This is a genomic window from Halosimplex aquaticum (genome assembly GCF_028747785.1).
Classification (GTDB): domain Archaea; phylum Halobacteriota; class Halobacteria; order Halobacteriales; family Haloarculaceae; genus Halosimplex; species Halosimplex aquaticum.
In genome coordinates, this window is sequence record NZ_CP118158.1 from 4,232,733 (window position 1) to 4,250,057 (window position 17,325).

The following is a 17,325-nucleotide window of genomic DNA, read 5'->3' on the forward strand; positions in this document are numbered from 1 at the left end:
CGCGTTCCGGCCGATGTCCCCACGCCACCACCCTTTACTGTCCGAACCGCGTTACCCCAGACATGCCCCACCAGAGTGACGGACCCGGCGGGCCCGACGAGCGAGAGGTCGTCGCCCAGCACAGCGAGGAGATAAAGAGCAACTGGGAGCGGACGCTCCACGACATGCAGGCGATGGCGGACGACCGGGAGTCGAAGGGCTACGCGACGCTGACCGTCCCGGCCGGCGACACGACGACGCTCACGCCGGACATGGGCGAAGACGACTCCTGGGGCCTCTCGCACGTCGTCCCCGACAACTACGCCGACGACTTCGAGGCGCTCTACGAGGAGTCGGCCTTCGAGGAGTCGGCCGTCTACCAGCTGGAGAGCGGCGGATTCGTCTTCGTCGTGACGGAACTGATCAACCCGACCGACGAGGTCGTCATCTTCGTCGCGGGGTCGTACGACATGCGCTTCGCCGGCGGGCTGGTCCGCACCGCGATGGACCGCGAGGAGATGTACACGCACGTCAAGACGCTCGATCACACCCATCTCGGCACGTTCCACCACGACGACCCGTCGGACTTCTTCCCCGACCCCGAGGTCTTCTACGCCTACGACGTGACGAGCTGAGCCGGGCTTCCGACCCGCCGGCCGCGGCGGACGAACCGCGACCGGTCGAGTCCCGCTCGTTTGTGAACGAATCTCCTGAAACAGAGTTCAGTAAACGCGCCTACAGAAATGTATTTCAGATTATAACTAAGGGGAACGGGGTCGTAGTGATAGATGTAATGCGACGGAACCACTCCTCGGCCGCACGTGCCGAGCTCCCCACCGAGTACAGTCTGGCGCGGACGCTGCTCGCGTCGCTCGCGGTCTCCCTGGCGGTCGTCGTCGGTGCGCTGGCGGTCATGTACCCCGCGCTCTCGGCTTCACTGGTCGCTCTCAGCGCGATCTCGTGGGCGCTCACCGCCCTCGTTCTGCGCGTTCGCCTGCAGCGCCGTCCGGTGCGCCGGATCCTCCTGATCCGGATCCCCTTCACGGACCTCCACGTCGAGGTCTGAACCCGCCGGCCACGCGCCGTCGAACTCCCCCCTCTCTCGGTCGTTGGCTCCACCGGTAGATCCACGACCGGACCGTAACCGCTTTTCCCGCGGAGGATGGACTGGTGAACGCGCGAGGGTGGCTGAGCTAGGCCAAAGGCGGCGGGCTTAAGACCCGCTCCCGAAGGGGTCCAGGGGTTCGAATCCCCTCCCTCGCACTCTCCGTCAGACTGACGCTCAGTCGCGACACAACGCCCTTTTGCCGGTCTGTGCCGTATCGCGGGGTAATGACCGACGAGCTACCGGCAGACGCGCGCGAGGCCTTCGAGGGCCACGATGCGTTCGCGGCGGACGAGGAGGACTACCGGCTGACGACGACGGACTTCGACGCGACGGTGACGGCGAGCGAGCGCGATGACTACGCGACCGACTTCCGCGTGACCGTCGAAGTGCCGACGCTCGACAGCGCCGTCACGGACGGGGAGGTCGGCGACGCCGTCCAGCGCGGCTGGCTCGACACGATGGAACGCCGGCTGGAGGACGCGCCGATGGCCACGCGCGCCTCGGTCGACCTCGACGAGTTCGACGTGACCGAGGAGGGCGGGGCCGTCGTCGTGACCTACGAGTTCTCGTTCGGCGACGCCGACCGGGCTGCGGGTATCGGAAAGACGTTCATCGAGTACGTGGAGGGGACCTACGTCGAGAGCGTCGTGCCGGGGTACGAGTACGGCGAGCCGGTGTCGGACCTGCTCGGCGCGGCGGCGACCGGGAGCGACGGCGAGCGCGGCGGGACGCCGCTGTAGCTGCCGGCTGCTAACCTGCCGCAGGAGTGGCTACTGGTCGCTGATGACGTCGCTGGCGATGTTCCGGCCGCGGGCCTTGAGGCGGACGTCGCGGCGGACGCGTTTCTCACGGAGGATGCCTTCCTCGACGAGGCGGTCGAACACCGCTTCGACGTCCTCGACGTCCATGCCGACGAAGTCGGGGATCTCGAACGGCGAGACGCCGGAGTAGAGGGCCATCAGCACCTCCATGTCCGTCTGGTCGAGGTCGGCGTCGGTGGCGTTCTGGAGTTCGCCCTGTCGGACGAGCGATTCGAGGATGGAGACGTGGCGGTCGGTGCCGGAGACGTAGGTCTGCACGCTCGTCCCGTCGCCGTCGGTGTGTTCGATCTCGATGACGCGGCGCTCGCTGCCGCGGACGGTCGTCTCTCTGGTCTCGACCGCGCCGACGTCTTCGAGTTCGACCTCGACGAACTGTCCGCTGGAGACCGCGAGCCCGACGACGTCGCCGTCGATGTTCACTCGCCCCTTCGTCCACTGGGTGTCCTGCACGACGCCGCCCTCGACGGCGGGGTGTTTCACGAGCACGGCTTCCCCGTCGAGCAGGGCGGTGTAGAACTGCTCTTCGAACTCGTCGACGTCCGCCGGGGCGACGAGGAACACGTCCGAGCCGAGCTGGACGGAGAAGTAGCCCGACACGGCGGCCATCGCCTGGTTCGCGTTCTTGCGGTTCTTGACGGTGGTTATCTTCGAGAGGGGGAACTGCCGCTTGCCCTCGTTGCTCGCGAGGACGAGTCGCTTGTTCGAGAGGAGGATCCGCCCGCTCAGCCAGTCGAGGTCGTTGACCTTCCGGCCGTTCGTGACGACCTGAACGAACCGGCCCTGGGTGTCTGCCAGGGGGCGCTCGCCGCCGCTCACGGGTGGTCACCCCTCAGTCCGCTCCGGCTCGCCGACCGGGCTCGGGCGGTCACGCACGACCACCCAGCTTCGAAATCGCCGAGAAGGCGCGCTTGCGGATCTGTTCGTTCTCGGTCTCGTCGAGCAGCTTGTCGATGCGCTGGCGCGAGCGCTCGCCGCCGACCTTGCCGAGGGTGAACACGGCCTGCGCGCGGGCCTCGGCGGGCGCGCCGTCGTCGTCGACGAGCGCGAGCAGTCGGTCCTCGACCGCCTCGCCCCCGAGTTCGGCGAGGCTCGTCGCGGCGAACTGGGTCGTCATCTGGTCGTCGGCCCGGAGCGCGCCCACGAGGGCGCCGACCACGCGCTCGCGCTCCTCGGCCTCGGTGACGCGGCCCAGCAACCAGGCGGTGTTGCGCTGCTGGGCGGCCTGGGTGCTCTCTTCGAGGATCTCGACGAGCGGGACGACGACGTTGCGGTCGTCGGTCTCGCTGAGTTGCTCGACGATCGTCTCGCGGATCTCGTGGCTCTGCTGGGTGGGCACGTTCGAGAGCAACTGGACGAGCGAGTAGACCGCGGTCCGGCGGACGGCCGCCGAGTCGTCGGTCAGCGACGCGACGAGGTACTCGACGGGCTGGGCGTTCCCGAAGTTCCCGAACGCGCCGACGGCGATCCGTCTGACGCGCTCGTTGTCGTCCTGGTAGAGCGGCAGGAGCGCGGAGAGCGCCTGCCGGTTGCCGATGCTCCCGAGGGCGTCGGCGGCCTCCCGGCGGACGGTGGCGCTGTCGTCGCGGAGGAGGTCTTCGAGCGCGCCGGTCGCCCGCGAGTCGGCGATCTGTCCGCACGCCCGGGCCGCGCGAGCGCGGACGCGGGGGTCAGGGTCGTCGAAGCACTCGACGAGCTTCGGGACGGCGTCGCTCTGTTCGAGGTTGCCGAGGCCGTTCGCGGCGGCCATCCGTAGCTCGGGGACGTCGGCGTTCAGGGCGCGGACGAACGCCTTCGCCTTCATCCAGTCGGCGCCCTCGCCGAAGTCGACGCCCGCGACGTCGGCGATGAGCCGCTCGATGGCGTCGCCGCCCATCTCGTCCAGGGAGTCGACCGCCGCGGCGGTCACCTCCGAGCTGTCGTCCTCGGCGGCCGCGCCGCTGAGGGCGTTGACGACGTCGTCGCGGTCGTCGTGATCCGGGAAGTTACCGAGCAGTTCGGCGGCGCGAGCGCGCAGCTCCGGGTTGTCGCTGCGCCGGAGGACGCCGATGAGTTCCTGCACGTCGCTGTCGCGTTCGAGCTGGTAGAGTGACATCAGGCGCGTCTGTAGATGCGGTGTTGCTTCTCGACCGCCTCGTACCGGTCGCGGAACTCCGAGGGGAGCGTCTCCGTCATCCCGATCATCAGGTACCCCTCCTCGGTCAGCGACCCGGTGATGGTGTCGAAGATCGGCACCTTGTAGTCGGCGTCGATGTAGATGAGGAGGTTCCGGCAGAGGACGAGGTCGAACCCGCGCTTCTCGCGGCCGCGGATGAGGTCGTGGCGCTCGAAGGTCACCAGGTCCTTGACCCGGTCGCTGACGGTGAACACGTCGCCGTCGCGGTCGACCCACCGTTCGGGGGTCGACAGGGGTTCGAGCTCGGACTCGATGTCGGTCGTCTGGGAGGTCTCGTAGCGCCCCTCGCGGGCGGTGCGGAGGATGTCGCGGTTGATGTCGGTGCCGAGGACCTCGACGCGGCGGGCGTCGACCTCGTCGTCGTCGAGCGCGAGCATCGCGATCGAGTACGGCTCGCGCCCGTCGGCGCAGGGCGCGCTCCAGATCGAGACCGACCGCTGCTCGGCGGTCAGGTCCCGCAGGACCCCGCGTAGCGACTCCCAGGCGTCGGGGTTGCGGAAGAACCCGGTGACGTTGATCGACAGCGAGTCGAGCAGTTCCTCGCGCTCGCCGTCGTCGTCTTCGAGCAGCCCCTTGTAGGTCCGGTAGTCGTCGGTGTCGGTGCGGCGCATCCGGGCGGTGATCCGCCGGTCGAGGTACGCCTCGTTGTAGAAGCCGGACTCGAAGTCCAGCTCGCGCTCGATGTACCCGAGCAGGTCGTCGAAGGCGCGGTCGGTGTCCTGGCTCATTCCCGTCTGCCCCCCGCGGTGTCGCGTCGGTCGATCACGTCGATCGCTCCGTGGCCGCGGACATTAAAGCGTCACCACGTCGAGGATGTGGACGATGTTCCCGTCGCCGAGCACGGCCGTGCCGCTGAGGCCGGGCGTGCCGCTGAGGATCCCCTCCAGCGGCTTGACGACGACCTCCTCCTGGCTGTTGACGGCGTCACACCGCAGAGCGACCTGACGCTCGGACTCGCGGATGCGGACGAGCATTCCCTCGTCCCGTCCCGCGGTGCTCGACGCGGCGTTCGCCGCCGCGGCGTCTACACCGGCACCACCCGCAGAGACGGCCGCTGCACCGCCGTCGCCGGACTCGGTCGGTCCGCCGGCGGCGTCGGCGGCAGTGCCGGTCTCGGCGGCACCTGCCTCGGCGGGCGCGCTCCCGCCCGCGCCCGGCACGTCGAAGCGCTCGGCGAGGTCGATCACCGGGTAGATGTCCTCGTTGTGCTTGATGACGTCGCTGCCGTTGATCTGTTTGACCTCGCTCGTGCGGGTGATCTCGTCGACGTTCTTGAGCGGGACGCCGTACTCCTCGTCGCCGACCTCGACGAAGAGGACCTTGACGATGGCCATCGTGACCGGCAGGCGCAGGGAGACGGTCGTGCCCTCACCCTCCGTGGAGTCGACGCTCACGGAGCCGTCGAGCTGGGTGACGGTGTCGTGGACGACGTCCATCCCGACGCCGCGGCCGCTCGTGTCGGTCACCTCGTCGGCGGTCGAGAAGCCGGGGTGGAAGACGAGGTCGTAGATGGCCGAGTCGTCCATCGCCTCGATCTCGTCCGAGGAGCGGACGCCCTTCTCGACGGCCTTGCGTTTGATACCCTCGACGTCGAGGCCGGCGCCGTCGTCCTCGACCTCGATGATCACGTGGTCGCGCTCCCGGGAGGCGCGCAGTTCGACCTGTCCCGTCCGGGGTTTGCCTGCCGCCTCCCGCTCGTCGGGCGCCTCGATCCCGTGGTCGAGGGAGTTGCGGATGATATGCATCAGGGGGTCGGAGATCTCCGTCAGGATGGTGCGGTCGAGCTCGATGTCCTCGCCCTCGATGGTGAACTCCACGTCCTTGTCGAGTTCACGCGAGAGGTCCCGGACCATCCGCGGGAACTTGCCGACGACCTTCTTCAGCGGGATGAGCCGCATGTCCATCACGGTGTTCTGGAGGTTGGCCGTGATCTTGTCCAGCTCGTTCAGGTTCTCCGAGGCGCTGGAGAGGTTCTCCGTCTCGACGGCCCGGCGGAGCTTGATCCGGCTGGTGACGAGCTGTTCGACCAGGCCGTGGAGGTCGTCCAGCTGGTCGACGTCGACGCGGACCGACTTGATCTCGTCGACCGAGGCGCCCTCTTTGCCGTCCGCGTCGGCCGCCCCGTCGTTCGGGGTAGGGGCCGGGTCGGCCCCGGTCGGATCAGGGGAGCTCAGCTCCGTGGCGTCGGCGGACTCAACGGCGCTGATAGCGTCCAGTTCGGCGGCGACCGCGTCGGCGTCGGGCGCGTCGAGCGCGAGGACGAAGTCCTCCTCGAAGTCGCCGCTCTCGATCGCGTCGCGGTCGGGCGCGGCGCCGAGCAGGTCGAAGGCGTCGGTGATCCGGTCGAGCGCGAGCATGGCGTCGACGCCGAGCATGTCGCCCTCGCCGACCGAGACCCGCGCGCGGACGATCTGCTCGTCCGCGTCACCGGGCGAGACGCCCAGCGCGTCGAGGTCCAGCCCGTCGTCGGACCCGCCGTCGTCGTCGACGGGGGCACCGGCGCTCTCCGCGTCTCCCGCGGGTCCGCCTGCCGGGGCGGTCGAGGGCTCGACGGCACCGGTCTCGGCGTTGAAGTCGCTCTCTTCGAGGACGGCGCGCAGCTGCGCGACCATCTCCTCGGTGTCGGTCGTGGACTCGCCCTCGGATTCGATCTCGCGGACGATCACTTCGATCATGTCCACGCCCGCGAAGATGAGGTCCATCCGCTCGGCGGTGACCTCCATCTGGTCCTGGCGCATCGCGTCGAGGAGGTCCTCGACGGCGTGTGCCAGGTTGCTCGCGTCTTCGAAGCCCATCGCGCCGAAGTTGCCCTTCAGCGTGTGGGCCGTCCGGAAGATCGAGTCCATCGCCTCCTGGTCGTCCGGATCGCTCTCCAGGTCGAGCAGCGAGTTGTTCAGGTTCGTTATCGCCTCCTCACTTTCGCGTATAAACGCGTCGAGATACTGGTCGTCCATTTATGTCACCTCGAATGCATCGAGTATCGCGGCCGCCACGTCGTTGATCGGCGCCACGCCGTCCACGCAGCCGGTCTCGATCGCCCGCTTGGGCATCCCGAAGACCGCCGACGTGGCCTCGTCTTGCGCGACCGTGTACCCGCCGGCGGCGTGGATGGCGCGGACGCCGGCCGCGCCGTCCTCGCCCATCCCGGTCAGGATGACGCCCGCGAGCGGGTCCGTGATCGTCTCGGCCGCCGTCTCCATCGTCACGTCGACGGCCGGTCGAACGTTGTTGACAGGCGGGTCCTGCGTGAGCCCGACGCGGAGTCGGCCGCGTCGGTAGCTCGTCACCTCCATGTGGTAGTCGCCGGCGGCGATGAGCGCCTCGCCGCCGCCGATCTTCGCGCCGTCCGACGCCTCGCGGACGTCGTACTCGCTCCGCGCGTCGAGGCGCTCGGCGAACCGTCCGGTGAAGCCGCTCGGCATGTGCTGGACCACGAGCACGCGCAGGTCCGCGTCTAGCGGCAGATCCGAGAGGACCTGCTCGACGACCGTCGGCCCCCCGGTGGACGAGCCGACGACGACCGTCGGGTTGTCCACGTAGGCGCCCGCGGCCGCCGGTTCCGCGTCGCTGGGCTCGTCCCTGTCCGGGCCGGCCCCGGCGTCGACGTCGGTCGCGACGTCAGATCCGGCCGTCCGGGCCGACGCGACGTCCGAGGAGTCGGTCGGGTCGACCGCGGCCACGGAGGTCACGATATCGACGAGCTGGTCCTGGAGACGGGACATCTCCATCGACACCTCTCCGCCGGGTTTGCGGAAGAAGTCGACGGCCCCTTTCTCCAGGGCCTGGAACGTCACGTCGGCGTTCTCGTCGGTGTGCGCGCTCAGCATCAGAATGGGGGTCGGTCGCGTCGACATGATCCGGTCGGTCGCCTCGATGCCGTTCATCTCGGGCATCTCGACGTCCATCGTCACCACGTCGGGGTCGGTCGCCTCGACGGCCTCGACCGCCTCGCGGCCGTTTCTCGCCATGCTGACGACGTCGATCCCGCCCTGTTCGAGGATGTCGGAGATGACGCTCCGCATGAAATGCGAGTCGTCGGCGACGACCGCTCGTGGCGACGATCCTACTGCCATGTGAAGCCCCCGGTGACGGCTCGGGCGAGGCCCGAAACCCGTCCCCGGAACCCCGCCGGAGCCGGCACCATACGTGTTAGGACACTGCGGTAGGTCGGGCATAAAGACTCCGCCCGCGAAATCAATGCTGATAACCCGGCAGACACGCTTAAGTCGCCGTCCCGGGCACATTTTCCAACGGCCAGCTATGGCATCCAACACCCAGCACTCGTCGACGAGCGCGACGGACGGGCAGGTCCTCGAGTTCGCCCTCGGCGAGGAGACTTACTGCGTCAGCATCGACTACGTCACAGAGATCGTCGACGTCGGCGAGGTGACGACGGTGCCGAACTCCCCGCCGCACATCCGCGGCGTGATGGACCTCCGCGGGCGCACGACGTCTATCGTGGACCCGAAGGTCGTCTTCGGCATCGACGGCGACGGCGACGAGCGTCGCATCATCGTCTTCGACCCGGCCATCGTCGACGACCAGGGAGCCGCGGGCTGGATCGTCGACGAGGTGTTCCAGGTGGTTCAGGTCGACCGCGAAGATGTCGACGACTCGCCGTCACAGGACAAGGTCGCCGTTCGCGGCGTCGTCAAACGCGACGACGACTTCGTCATCTGGGTCGACCCGAAAGCCGTCCACTCCGCCTGACGTCTCCTCGACGAAAATCCGCCGAACGCCTTCGCTGCGACGCAACTCACCGATCAGCGGACGCCGCGCCGCTCGTTCGACCCGGTCGATCGGACACTGCTCCAGGGCCTGTCGCGTCCGCCTCGAGTCCGGGAGTAGGCCTCGCCTGACGGAGTCAGGGCCGCAACTACTCGCATGAACAAGACTTTTTACCGAAGACGACCGATGCTTCACAAGCCGAACGCCGCGGGGATCCACGGAAGACATGATCGAACTAACGAAAACTGGCATCGACGGGTTGGACGAAATCCTGAACGGTGGTATTGTCAAGAACTCGACCACACTGGTGAGCGGGAATCCGGGTGCGGGCAAGAGCATCCTCTGTCTGCAGTTCATCTACAACGGCGTCGAGCAGTTCGACGAGAAGGGGATCTACCTCACGTTCGAGGAAGACGCGGAGGACCTCCGGGAGGCCGCGGAGTCGCTCGGGTTCGACAACTGGGCGGAACACGTCGAGAACGGCGACATCAAGGTGTACGACAAGAAGGTGCTCCTCCGGGAGAACGACTTCTCGTCGTCGCTGGAACTGCTGCTCGACGACTTCGAGGACAACGACTACGACCGGGTCGTCCTCGACTCGCTGGCGATGTTCGAGCTGTTCTTCGAGAACGAGAAGGAAAAGCGGACCTACCTCCTCAAGTTCACCGACATCCTGAGCCAGAACGACCTGACGACGCTGATGACCAACGAACAGGGGGCGGTGTTCCCGGAGACGGAGATCGGCCTGGAGAACTACCTGACCGACGGGAACATCTACCTGATCCAGACGCCGACCGAGTCCGGCGTCAACCGCTACGTCTGGGTGGCGAAGATGCGCAAGCAGGACATCGAAACTGACATCTTCCCGATGGAGATCTCCCAGGGCGGAATCCGGGTCCACCAGAACGCCAGCGCGTTCTCGATGATGAGTGAAGACGACACCCCGCTGTAACGGAAGCGAAACCCCCGATTTTCACGTTTGTAATCGGTTATTACTCGGTGAAATGGCCCAGAGAGCCCTTCTTCGAGGCGCTTCTCGGGTCTCGTGAAGGGGTCGCGCCAGTCCCGTAATGTAGGCGTACCGGCAGCGATAGATTTATACTGTGGTGAATATACGTTTTGATAACGGATGGCTTCAGCCGAGATCCTTCAAACACTGGGGAACAAATACAGTGCAGAGATCCTGGACGCGACGGACGAGCCCCAATCCGCCCAGGAGCTGAGCGACGAACTCGGGATCCCGATCGCCACCTGTTATCGACGGATCGACGAGCTGACCGAACACAACCTGCTCGAACTCCACGACAACATCCTCTCGGACGACAGGCGCCGGATCAAGGTCTACCGTCGGAACGTCGATACGGTACACATCGACTTCGAGGAGTCGCTGACCGTCGACATCGAGGAGCGTTCGGAGGTCACGAACAAGCTCGACGAAGCCTGGCGGACCCTCTCCGAGAGTTAGACGCGCACGCGGCAGTATCGATTTCAGTCCCCAGCGCGGCGACACCGCCCGTCGCCGCTCGGCCGACAGCCCTCTTGCGATAATCCGCTCGTCGGACCCGTTCATTTCGGACCGCTGTCGATTATCAGGAAAGATATTTTCGAGGGTGGATTTAATACAGGGTGTCGAGAACCCTCGAAATATCGTGGTTACAGTGATCGAACTTCTCTACGCCGTCTCGACGATCGTCTTCGTCGTCGCCGGACTGACGATGGTCGGCATGGCTATGCGCGCGTACGTACAGACGTCTCGACGGTCGATGCTCCACCTCTCGCTCGGGTTCTCGCTGGCGGTGGCCGGTGCCGCGGCGACGATGATCAGCGCGTTCGTCACCGGCTTCGCGGGGCCGCGGTCGCTCCTGCTGGTCAACAGCGGACTGACGACCTTCGGCTACCTCTTCGTGATGTACAGTCTCGTCACGTACGACTGAACTCGGCCCGGGTAGCATTATCATATTCTAGATTAATTCTCGGGTAATTCGACGGCCCATGCCATTCGGCCAATTTTCCCATATCGCGAGTATTAAACTATCTACGCGGTGGTTTTAACGATTGAGAACGCTCCCCGATCTGGCATTCTCTGATTTTATTCTCGATAATTGGGGAGATACCCTTAATACGGGAGAGTAGGATTCTCGGAGTAGAGTCCGGGCGCACCGCAACGCCCCGGGCGGAGAATCCATGCTACAAAACGAACGTAACGAACGAAAACGCGGGCAGGTCGGTATCGGGACGCTCATCGTGTTCATCGCGATGGTCCTGGTGGCGGCGATCGCAGCGGGCGTACTGATCAACACGGCTGGCTTCCTGCAGACGAAGTCAGAGGAGACAGGGCAGCAGTCGGGACAGCAGGTCACCAACCGGCTGCAGGTCGCCGCGTCGACGGGGACCCACCTGGCTGACTCCAAGGTCGGCGTCGTGAACATGACGCTCAAGAAGTCGCCGGGGGCGAGTAACATCGACCTCGAGAACGCGACCGTACAGTGGGTCGGTCCGTCCGGGACGTACAACCTGGTCAACGCCAGCGTGGACGCCTCCGGCGCGGACGGTCACTTCGGTATCGTCCCGTTCAAGGACGCTGACGAATCTCACCCCGTCCTCAACGACCCGGACGACCGCATGGTGATGGTCTTCGACCTCGGTACGGACTCCGTCAACAGCGACGACCCGACGTACAGCACCACTCTGACCGGTGACGGATACACGTTCTTCGGCGAACCGGTCCCCGAAGGCGCGTCCGTCAACGTCAAGATCACGACGAAGTCCGGTGCGACGACGACGGAACAGCTGACCGTCCCCGAGACGCTCTCGGGCGCCGAAGCGGTTCAGCTCTAAACCTGTCGAAGTCCTTTCATTCGACGGAACTAAACCCTTTTATCGCAGATAACAGCGTATGGCCAAGGGCGACAACGACCCGTCGGACGCCGAAGACGGCCCCATTCTCTCGCCCGACGAGCTCGACATCACGCAGGACGAGCACGTCGCGGAGATAGACGACGGCCGGTACGTCGTCTCGCCGGGGGGCCCGATCGACGACGTTCCGACGGTCGACGACGGGACCGACGAACCGTCGGGGCCGCCGGTCGAACAGGCGACCGACGGCGCCGCCGACCCGCCCGAACTCACCGAGTCCGACGTCCACGCGTTCCTCGAGACGCAGTTCGAGGACACGGGGTCCCGGTACGGGTTCGACATCACGGCGACGTTCGACGGGTCGATACAGCAGCGACAGATGGTCTCGAACGACGTGGTGACGATCTTCGAGAGCCTCGTGCTCTGGTACGCCCAGCAGATCGACGGGAAGACGCCCGTCGAAGAGGTGCTGGGCATCCTCCTGATGGAGGCGAACGTCCCGGTCCGCTACCCGCCCGCGAGCCTCCGCCGGCTCCTCGAATCGACGGAGCTGTCTCCCGACGACTCGATCGCCGACCTCATCGCGGCCGTCGGCGACGAGGACGGCTTCCGGATCTAATTCGTGAACGAGCCGGTTGGTTCGAGCCGCCGGACCGCGTTCTGGGTCCGGACCGGTCGCCGTTCGACGAACCGTCGGTCGATTTTCGGCCGAGACGCGGCCGCACGTTGCTATCAATCACGATAATTTACGGGAAGGCTTTATCTTGGTTTTCACAGTACCACAGAGGTGATAGGCCCATGTCAGACGTATTGATAGCCGACGACTCGGAGTTCATGCGAAACCTCCTGCGGGAGATACTGGAAGAAGACCACAACATCGTCGGGGAGGTGGAGAACGGAGTCGAAGCGGTCGAGACGTACAAGGAACACGATCCGGACCTCGTGATGATGGACATCGTGATGCCCATCCGCGACGGGATCGAGGCGACCGACGAGATCAAGACATCGAACCCCGACGCCAACGTCATCATGTGTACGAGCGTCGGCCAGGAGGAGAAGATGAAAGAGGCGGTCAGAGCGGGCGCCGACGGCTACATCACGAAACCGTTCCAGAAGCCCAGCGTGATGGAAGCGATCGAAGACGTCGTCCCCTCATGAAGATCGACGTCCAGTCGCTGGGGACGTTCAACCGCCTGGCCCACGAGGGCGCCGAGCAGGCTACCCAGTCGCTGTGCCAGATGACCGGCCTCGACGCCGTCGTCGACGTGACGAAGATCACGCTGGTCAACCGCGCGGACGTGGGCGAGCAGCTGGCCGACGGCGACTACGTCGGCGTTCAGTTCGCGTTCGACGGGGAGCTTGCAGGCGACACGGTCCTGGTGTTCGACCGCGCGGGCAGCGAGACGATAGTCGAGTCGCTCGTCCCCGGGGGCTCCGGGGACGACGCGATGGCCCGATCGAGCGTCGAGGAGATCGGCAACATCATGATGAGCGGGTTCATCGACGGCTGGGCGGACTTCCTCGAGACGACCATCGAGCACTCGACCCCGAACTACGTCGAGGGCGACGGGACGGCGATGCTCCCGGACCCGCCGAGCGACGAGGAGCGCGACCACGTGTTCGTCTTCAAGAGCGAGATCGAGTGGGTCGGGGAGTCCGTGAGCTTCTACATCTACATGTTCCCCGAGTACGGCCCGCTCGCGGACGTGATGTCGCGGACGACCGACACCGAGGACGACGCCATCCCGGTCGACAAGCTCGAGGTCTTCAACGAGATGACCAAGGACGGCACCGCGCAGGCTGCCGCGAACGTCGAGATGATGACGGGGATCGAGACGGAGGCGGAGGTTACCCAGCTGAGCTTCGCGCCCATCGAGGATGTCCCGAAGCAGGTCGGCACCGACACGTACGTCGGGACGGTCGTCGAGTTCACGGGCGTGCCCAGCGGCTTCCTGCTCGTCCTCTTCGACGAGGCGTCGGCCGTCCACATCGCCGAGGCGATGATGCCCGTCGAGATGGACGCCGACGAGCTGACCGACCAGCACGAGATGGCGATCGAAGAGCTCGGCAACATCATGACCTCCGGGTTCGTCGACGGCTGGGCGAACGTGCTCCAGACGTCCGTCGAGCACACGCCCCCGCGGCTAGTCCACGACATGGGCAGCGCCATCGTCGATCCGCTGGCAGCGCAGGTCGGTCAACACCAGGAGCACGCCTTCATCATCGACTCGGAGATGCGGACCGACGACATCGAGTTCGGGGCCGAGATCCACGCGCTCCCGAACGAAAAAGAATTACGTCAGGCGCTTGACGAACTACTCGTCGAACGCGCCGACGAGACCGAGGCCGACGTGGAAAAGATATTCTGACACATGAAGGTGTACGACGGGACCACGGCCGAGAGCGAACCGGTGGCCGAGCCCGAGCGCATCAAGGTCGGGATCGCCGAGTCGAAGGTCACGACCGGTGACGCCGTGTTGACGACGAGCGGCCTCGGCTCCTGTCTCGGCGTGGCCGTGTACGACGAACGGGCCGACGTCGCGGGCCTGCTCCACGTCATGCTCCCCTCGATCGACGAGATGGAGGGGAAGAACGGGGCGAAGTTCGCGGATTCGGGGATACGCGAACTCGTCACCGAGATGGAAGGGCTCGGCGCCGACCGCGAGCGGATGGAAGCGAAGATCGCCGGCGGGAGCGACATGCTCGACTTCTCGGAGAACGGGTCGGGCATCGGCGTCCGGAACGTCGAACAGGGCCGGCGGACGCTCGAGGAGTTCGACATCCCCGTCGTCGGCGAGGACGTCGGCGGCGACCACGGTCGGTCGCTCCGACTGGACGCCCGGACCGGCGATCTCATCGTCAAAAGTGCGAACCGCGACGCGATCACGCTGTAATATCAGAGATAGGGAACGTAGGTCTGACGAGCGTCCGACGGGGACGCACTTCACTCTTCAGGGAACACGCTACTTTCGCGCCGAATCTACCGAAATTTACGTCTGACGTTTCTTTCGCGGCCCCCGGCGTAATTTCAACGTCGGTAGGATCGTATTAACGAGTTTGTTATCAGTAATGATACTAAAAACGGTACATTGAAGGGTATCTGAGTGAACCTCTGGACGTAATGAGCCTCGTCGCACAGTCGTTCGGCCCCATCGCGCCGGGCGCGTCGGAGGCGCTTCCCGCGCTGCTGGTGATGCTGACCAGCGGCGCCGTCGGGATGAGCATCCGGCAGATGATCGACATCTTCGGCGACGGCGGTGACGACGGCGACGACGGGGACGAGAGCATGGCCGACGGCGGACTGATGGCCGAAGAGGGCGACGAAGACGACGACCTCGGCGGCTTCGGCGGGCTGGACGACGACGGCGGGGGCGACGAGTTCGGCGAGTTCGGCGACGACGACTTCGGTGACATGGACGAGGGCGGCTCGGACACCGACGAACTCGAACACCGGCTCGACGAGCTGGAGACCGAGGTCGGCAGCCTCTCCTCGACCGTCAACACCGTCCGCAACGAGAACGAGCAGATCTCCGAAACCGTCGAAGACGTCGAGGAGAACGTCCGGAAACTCCTCGACATCTACGAGATGGTCACCCGGGGCGTCAACCCGTTCGCCGACGACATGGAACCCGGCGGGATGGGCGCCGGCGGCGGCGGCGGGAACTTCGGTCTGTTCGACGACGACGACGGCGGCGACGAATCCGACGACGACCTCGACGACGAGATCGCCAACGCGGACGCGGAGGGCTTCTTCGACGAGGACCTCGTCGAGGACGACGCCGCGCCCGAGGGCAGCGTCGACGACGTCATGGGCGGCGGCATGGACGGCGGTGGCGACGCTTTCGAGGACGACGGCGGGACGTTCGACGACGGGTCGCTCGACGAGGGCGACGACTTCGGCGGCATGGACGACTTCGACGACGGCGGCTTCGACGAGGCCGACGACCTCGATGGAGAGAGTGAGGACATGAGTGAATCCACAGGCGACGGCGAAGGCGGCAAGTCCTTCGCGGAACTGAAAGACGAGTACGAGTCCGGCGACGCCGAATGGGCGGACGAACTCGACGACGACGAGGGCGACGACTCCCTCGAAGACGACCTCGGCGACGCCGACGAGCTACTGGACGCCGACGACTCCGAGGAGGAGACCGGCGGCGACCTCGCCGACGACGACCTCTTCGACGAGGTGGTCGAAGACGACGGGCTGGGAGACGAGGCCGAGACGACCGATCCCGAACCTGAGCCCGAACCCGAACCGGAGCCGGAACCGGCGACTGAACCGGAACCGGAGCCCGCGACTGAACCGGAGCCCGACCCCGAACCGGTCGCGGAGCCGGACCCCGAGCCGGAACCGGCAGAGACGGCGACTGCGTCGGCCGATGCCGGCTCGACGAGCGACACCGGCTCGGACGGGAAGCCGTACCTGGCGACGATGCCGGAGGGGCTCGCGAGCGAACTCGTCGTCGTCGAGTGGCTGGAGTACCTCGTCGACCAGGTCGGCGTCCGCGAGACGGCGCGGGCCATCGACTACTACGAGACGATCGACTGGGTGTCCGAGCCGGTCGCCGACGACCTGCAGGCATACCTGCGCGGGTTCGACGGGTCGGGCGGCGAGGGCGGACTCACGATCGACCACCACACCGAGAGCCTGCGCTACATCAGTCAGCTCGACGGTGACGCCGCCGAGGCAGTCGCCCTCTCGAAGCTTTCGGGGCGCCGCGGAGGTGGTGCCGATGGGCTTCAGCGTTAGCGGCTCGGCGGCGCTCATCTTCATCGGTCTGTTCATCGCATTCGGGATGTGGCAGACGGCCGCCTCGAACAGCTTCGAACGCGTCAGCGAGGCCCAGAGCGACCGCTCGGACGCCGCGCTCGCCGAGAAGAACACCGACGTCGTCATCGACTCGGCGACCACCTCGAACGGCGACCTGGAGATAACGGCGACCAACACCGGGTCGGTCGCACTGTCGCTCAACCGGACCGACGTCCTCGTGGACAACGAGTACCAGACCGGCTGGCAGGGCGACGTCCTCTTCGAGGGCAGCCAGAAGCCGGTCGACCTGTGGGTCCCGGGCGAACAGATCACGATCACCGTCTCGTCGACCGGCAGCCACGTCAAGCTCGTCACCGAATCCGGCGTCTCCGACTCGGAGGTGGTGAGCTGATGGGGTTCAGCGTCAGCGGGTCGCTCGTGGTCGTCCTGCTCGGCCTGTTCATCGCGCTGGGGGCCTACTACGGGAGCGTCTCCAACGCGATGGAGCGCGTGACCGAGGCCCGCGAGGACCGGACCGACCGCGTCGACCGCGTCCACGGCACGGCGATCGAGATCACGTCGATCAGTCTGCTCACGGACGCGACCTGTGGCGTTCAGGTCCGGATCAACAACACCGGGGACACGAAGCTCCTGGTGCCCGACACCGACCTGTTGCTCGACAACGACTACCGGGCGCAGTGGGACGACACCGTCGTCGACGGGACCGTCAACGGGACCGAACCGAACACGAAGCTGTGGTTCCCGGGGGAACGGCTCACTATCGAGGAGAGCGGCCTCGACACCGCGCCCCGGTCCGTCAAGGTCGTCTCCGGCCCCGGCGTGGCCGACTCACAGGAGGTGTCGACGCTCTCATGTTCGTGAGCGTCACTCCCCGCTGGGGGTCGGCAAC

20 protein-coding genes and 1 tRNA gene are annotated in these 17,325 nt (G+C 66.1%); 16 read left to right on the top strand and 5 right to left on the bottom strand.

Features of this window, described 5'->3' with window-relative positions:
* Positions 1-62: 62 nt before the first annotated feature.
* The 4 genes from PSC72_RS20800 to PSC72_RS20815 all read left to right on the top strand — a co-directional run bounded on the left by PSC72_RS20800 (position 63) and on the right by PSC72_RS20815 (position 1,827).
* Positions 63-614: a DUF7529 family protein gene (locus PSC72_RS20800; protein ID WP_274323342.1), complete on the top strand. Its 552-nt coding sequence runs from the start codon at positions 63-65 to the stop codon at positions 612-614.
* A gap of 158 nt (positions 615-772) precedes the next feature.
* A complete protein-coding gene (locus PSC72_RS20805) occupies positions 773-1,045 on the top strand; it encodes a hypothetical protein (RefSeq protein WP_274323343.1) in 273 nt (90 codons plus the stop codon).
* Between the two features lie 112 nt (positions 1,046-1,157).
* A tRNA-Leu gene (locus tag PSC72_RS20810) sits at positions 1,158-1,242 on the top strand.
* A gap of 69 nt (positions 1,243-1,311) precedes the next feature.
* Positions 1,312-1,827, top strand: a complete 516-nt coding sequence (locus PSC72_RS20815; RefSeq protein WP_274323344.1) for a DUF5813 family protein — start codon at positions 1,312-1,314, stop codon at positions 1,825-1,827.
* Between the two features lie 30 nt (positions 1,828-1,857).
* On the opposite strand, the gene PSC72_RS20820 is transcribed toward PSC72_RS20815, so the two are convergent.
* From PSC72_RS20820 to cheB, 5 genes are all read right to left on the bottom strand, one after another.
* Positions 1,858-2,724 (bottom strand): CheF family chemotaxis protein, encoded by an 867-nt coding sequence (locus PSC72_RS20820; protein ID WP_274323345.1) that lies wholly within the window; start codon positions 2,722-2,724, stop codon positions 1,858-1,860.
* 49 nt (positions 2,725-2,773) lie between these two features.
* On the bottom strand, positions 2,774-4,000 hold the full coding sequence (locus PSC72_RS20825; protein WP_274323346.1) for a HEAT repeat domain-containing protein: 1,227 nt from the start codon (positions 3,998-4,000) through the stop codon (positions 2,774-2,776).
* Positions 4,000-4,809 carry a CheR family methyltransferase gene (locus PSC72_RS20830; RefSeq protein ID WP_274323347.1) on the bottom strand — a complete coding sequence of 270 codons (810 nt, stop codon included), beginning with the start codon at positions 4,807-4,809 and terminating at the stop codon, positions 4,000-4,002. The genes PSC72_RS20825 and PSC72_RS20830 overlap by 1 nt, the downstream gene beginning before the upstream one ends.
* 63 nt (positions 4,810-4,872) lie before the next feature.
* The gene (locus PSC72_RS20835; protein WP_274323348.1) at positions 4,873-7,035 is read right to left on the bottom strand and encodes a chemotaxis protein CheA; all 2,163 of its coding nucleotides are present in this window, start codon (positions 7,033-7,035) and stop codon (positions 4,873-4,875) included.
* Positions 7,036-8,154 (bottom strand): chemotaxis-specific protein-glutamate methyltransferase CheB, encoded by a 1,119-nt coding sequence (cheB, locus tag PSC72_RS20840; protein WP_274323349.1) that lies wholly within the window; start codon positions 8,152-8,154, stop codon positions 7,036-7,038. It abuts the gene before it with no gap.
* A 187-nt stretch (positions 8,155-8,341) separates the two neighbouring features.
* Here cheB and PSC72_RS20845 point away from each other — a divergent pair, with 187 nt between their 5' ends.
* The 12 genes from PSC72_RS20845 (at position 8,342) to PSC72_RS20900 (ending at position 17,297) form a co-directional block, all read left to right on the top strand.
* On the top strand, positions 8,342-8,791 hold the full coding sequence (locus tag PSC72_RS20845) for a chemotaxis protein CheW (protein WP_274323350.1): 450 nt from the start codon (positions 8,342-8,344) through the stop codon (positions 8,789-8,791).
* A 244-nt stretch (positions 8,792-9,035) separates the two neighbouring features.
* Positions 9,036-9,761: an RAD55 family ATPase gene (locus PSC72_RS20850; protein ID WP_274323351.1), complete on the top strand. Its 726-nt coding sequence runs from the start codon at positions 9,036-9,038 to the stop codon at positions 9,759-9,761.
* A 177-nt stretch (positions 9,762-9,938) separates the two neighbouring features.
* Entirely contained in the window at positions 9,939-10,274 is a 336-nt protein-coding gene (locus PSC72_RS20855; RefSeq protein ID WP_274323352.1) for an ArsR/SmtB family transcription factor, read from the top strand.
* Positions 10,275-10,467: 193 nt separating this feature from the next.
* Complete coding sequence (locus tag PSC72_RS20860; protein WP_274326205.1) at positions 10,468-10,743, top strand: DUF7521 family protein; 276 nt, start codon at positions 10,468-10,470, stop codon at positions 10,741-10,743.
* A gap of 250 nt (positions 10,744-10,993) precedes the next feature.
* Positions 10,994-11,647 carry an archaellin/type IV pilin N-terminal domain-containing protein gene (locus PSC72_RS20865; protein WP_274323353.1) on the top strand — a complete coding sequence of 218 codons (654 nt, stop codon included), beginning with the start codon at positions 10,994-10,996 and terminating at the stop codon, positions 11,645-11,647.
* A gap of 58 nt (positions 11,648-11,705) precedes the next feature.
* Positions 11,706-12,284, top strand: a complete 579-nt coding sequence (locus PSC72_RS20870; protein ID WP_274323354.1) for a DUF7500 family protein — start codon at positions 11,706-11,708, stop codon at positions 12,282-12,284.
* A gap of 179 nt (positions 12,285-12,463) precedes the next feature.
* Entirely contained in the window at positions 12,464-12,823 is a 360-nt protein-coding gene (gene cheY, locus PSC72_RS20875) for a chemotaxis protein CheY (RefSeq protein WP_274323355.1), read from the top strand.
* Positions 12,820-14,034, top strand: coding sequence for a chemotaxis protein CheC (locus PSC72_RS20880; protein ID WP_274323356.1), 1,215 nt, complete (start codon positions 12,820-12,822; stop codon positions 14,032-14,034). Before cheY ends, PSC72_RS20880 begins: the two co-directional genes overlap by 4 nt.
* 3 nt (positions 14,035-14,037) lie before the next feature.
* Positions 14,038-14,559 (top strand): chemotaxis protein CheD, encoded by a 522-nt coding sequence (locus PSC72_RS20885; protein ID WP_274323357.1) that lies wholly within the window; start codon positions 14,038-14,040, stop codon positions 14,557-14,559.
* A 227-nt stretch (positions 14,560-14,786) separates the two neighbouring features.
* Positions 14,787-16,415, top strand: a complete 1,629-nt coding sequence (locus PSC72_RS20890) for a FlaD/FlaE family flagellar protein (RefSeq protein WP_274323358.1) — start codon at positions 14,787-14,789, stop codon at positions 16,413-16,415.
* Positions 16,399-16,827, top strand: a complete 429-nt coding sequence (locus PSC72_RS20895; RefSeq protein WP_274323359.1) for a flagellin — start codon at positions 16,399-16,401, stop codon at positions 16,825-16,827. The genes PSC72_RS20890 and PSC72_RS20895 overlap by 17 nt, the downstream gene beginning before the upstream one ends.
* Positions 16,827-17,297, top strand: coding sequence for a flagellin (locus tag PSC72_RS20900; RefSeq protein ID WP_274323360.1), 471 nt, complete (start codon positions 16,827-16,829; stop codon positions 17,295-17,297). Before PSC72_RS20895 ends, PSC72_RS20900 begins: the two co-directional genes overlap by 1 nt.
* Positions 17,298-17,325: the final 28 nt, after the last annotated feature.

Bases quoted from the DNA above. Each gene is read 5' to 3' on its own strand.
- PSC72_RS20800 (WP_274323342.1), top strand. From the start codon at position 63: ATGCCCCACCAGAGTGACGGACCCGGCGGGCCCGACGAGCGAGAGGTC.
- PSC72_RS20805 (WP_274323343.1), top strand. From the start codon at position 773: ATGCGACGGAACCACTCCTCGGCCGCACGTGCCGAGCTCCCCACCGAG.
- PSC72_RS20815 (WP_274323344.1), top strand. From the start codon at position 1,312: ATGACCGACGAGCTACCGGCAGACGCGCGCGAGGCCTTCGAGGGCCAC.
- PSC72_RS20825 (WP_274323346.1), bottom strand. From the start codon at position 4,000: ATGTCACTCTACCAGCTCGAACGCGACAGCGACGTGCAGGAACTCATC.
- PSC72_RS20830 (WP_274323347.1), bottom strand. From the start codon at position 4,809: ATGAGCCAGGACACCGACCGCGCCTTCGACGACCTGCTCGGGTACATC.
- PSC72_RS20835 (WP_274323348.1), bottom strand. From the start codon at position 7,035: ATGGACGACCAGTATCTCGACGCGTTTATACGCGAAAGTGAGGAGGCG.
- cheB (WP_274323349.1), bottom strand. From the start codon at position 8,154: ATGGCAGTAGGATCGTCGCCACGAGCGGTCGTCGCCGACGACTCGCAT.
- PSC72_RS20845 (WP_274323350.1), top strand. From the start codon at position 8,342: ATGGCATCCAACACCCAGCACTCGTCGACGAGCGCGACGGACGGGCAG.
- PSC72_RS20850 (WP_274323351.1), top strand. From the start codon at position 9,036: ATGATCGAACTAACGAAAACTGGCATCGACGGGTTGGACGAAATCCTG.
- PSC72_RS20855 (WP_274323352.1), top strand. From the start codon at position 9,939: ATGGCTTCAGCCGAGATCCTTCAAACACTGGGGAACAAATACAGTGCA.
- PSC72_RS20865 (WP_274323353.1), top strand. From the start codon at position 10,994: ATGCTACAAAACGAACGTAACGAACGAAAACGCGGGCAGGTCGGTATC.
- PSC72_RS20870 (WP_274323354.1), top strand. From the start codon at position 11,706: ATGGCCAAGGGCGACAACGACCCGTCGGACGCCGAAGACGGCCCCATT.
- cheY (WP_274323355.1), top strand. From the start codon at position 12,464: ATGTCAGACGTATTGATAGCCGACGACTCGGAGTTCATGCGAAACCTC.
- PSC72_RS20880 (WP_274323356.1), top strand. From the start codon at position 12,820: ATGAAGATCGACGTCCAGTCGCTGGGGACGTTCAACCGCCTGGCCCAC.
- PSC72_RS20885 (WP_274323357.1), top strand. From the start codon at position 14,038: ATGAAGGTGTACGACGGGACCACGGCCGAGAGCGAACCGGTGGCCGAG.
- PSC72_RS20890 (WP_274323358.1), top strand. From the start codon at position 14,787: ATGAGCCTCGTCGCACAGTCGTTCGGCCCCATCGCGCCGGGCGCGTCG.
- PSC72_RS20895 (WP_274323359.1), top strand. From the start codon at position 16,399: ATGGGCTTCAGCGTTAGCGGCTCGGCGGCGCTCATCTTCATCGGTCTG.
- PSC72_RS20900 (WP_274323360.1), top strand. From the start codon at position 16,827: ATGGGGTTCAGCGTCAGCGGGTCGCTCGTGGTCGTCCTGCTCGGCCTG.